General features: G+C 32.8%; 3 protein-coding genes. All 3 read left to right on the top strand.

Annotation, left to right across the window (positions count from 1 at the left end):
* The first annotated feature begins 171 nt into the window (after positions 1-171).
* Positions 172-297 (top strand): hypothetical protein, encoded by a 126-nt coding sequence (locus KA873_RS13710; protein WP_281059004.1) that lies wholly within the window; start codon positions 172-174, stop codon positions 295-297.
* Between the two features lie 345 nt (positions 298-642).
* Positions 643-807 carry a ribbon-helix-helix domain-containing protein gene (locus KA873_RS13435; RefSeq protein ID WP_002503080.1) on the top strand — a complete coding sequence of 55 codons (165 nt, stop codon included), beginning with the start codon at positions 643-645 and terminating at the stop codon, positions 805-807.
* A gap of 65 nt (positions 808-872) precedes the next feature.
* A partial coding sequence (locus KA873_RS13430) for a replication protein (RefSeq protein WP_210140578.1) occupies positions 873-1,377 on the top strand: 505 nt, incomplete at its 3' end.

Genomic DNA, 1,377 nt, shown 5'->3' with positions numbered 1-1,377 from the left:
ATAATACATTTACTATTAATGTTTTAGTTAGATCCAATAGACATAAACATGATAATTAATTTTGAATTAGCTAGCCACTATGGCTAGCTTTTTGCGTTAGCAAAAAAGGGGGATTGGGGGTTTACCCCCAACAAGTGTATTTGCAGAACGAAATGAGCGTTAGCGAATGAAGTGGCTAGCAAATACGATGCTTGCCAAACCAAAAAATTACATGTGATAGGAGAAAAACTTTTGACGAACAAAGAAATAATGATAGCCACTTCAGTGGCGATTGGTGCTGGTTTTAACTTGGATTAATTCCAAGTTAACAACCAATCCAAATCATTGATTTCGATATCGTGAAGTCAAAAGGAAATTCTATTACAAGTAATTTTTTGGTGGGGTTTGATTTTGAAATTTTAGCAATCACTTTTTTGATTGCTTGGTTTTGAATTTTTGTTTTGAGGAGAGACATTGGGGGGTACTACGACCCCCCCAATGGGTGCAATGTGCAATGTGAAAAAATCGACTTAAGCCTTGATATTATGGGGTTTTTGACAATTTTAGACACAAAACTTAACAAAAGTATTCATGAAAACTCTAGACTTTTATGGATAATATACTATATAATACAGAATAAGGATTTAAAAAGGAGGGGTTATAATGGCTCGAGAAAAAGTTGGAATAACATTAACACCTGTAACGATTGAAAGGCTGAAAGATATATCAGAAGAGATGGGATTGAGTAAATCTCAAGCGATATCTATGTTAATTAATAATTACTATATTGAAAAAGGTAAAAAGGGGGATAGAGACAGTGGAAAATAAAAAAAGAACCTAGCTCCCAAATAGCTAAGTTCTCTAAAATCTTTATTCAACACTGTTATTTTACCATGGCAAAATATATTAAAGCAAGAACGTGGGGAATGGTTGTATATCCACAATCTGCCCCTGAAAATTGGACAGAATTACTTGAAGAAACTTATTTACAATTCGCAATATCTCCTTTGCATGATAAAGATGTTAATCCTGATGGAGAAATTAAGAAAGAGCATTGGCATGTCATACTAATTTGGGATGGACCTGTTACTCAAAATGCAGCATCAAAAATTGCTGAGAAGGTAAATGCACCACAACCAGTTAAACTTGAAAGTGTTCGTGGAGCGTATAGGTATTTCACGCATATGGATAATCCTGAAAAGTATCAGTATGATGAAAAAGATATAAAAATCTATAATGGCTTTGATATTTCTAACTATATTGCTCTTACTAGAGAAGAAAAGTATGAAGCTATTTCAAGGATAAAGAAGATTATTATTAGTGAAAACGTAACAGAATATATAGATTTATTAAGTCTTTTAGAAGAAATGGATTATAACCTATTTAAAGTTGCTTGTG

This window comes from Staphylococcus sp. GDY8P45P (assembly GCF_017892745.1).
Taxonomy (GTDB): domain Bacteria; phylum Bacillota; class Bacilli; order Staphylococcales; family Staphylococcaceae; genus Staphylococcus; species Staphylococcus cohnii.
This window is presented reverse-complemented; position numbering and strand designations above follow the sequence as displayed.

Excerpts from the sequence above, each read along its gene's own strand:
- KA873_RS13435 (WP_002503080.1), top strand. The coding sequence starts at position 643 with ATGGCTCGAGAAAAAGTTGGAATAACATTAACACCTGTAACGATTGAA.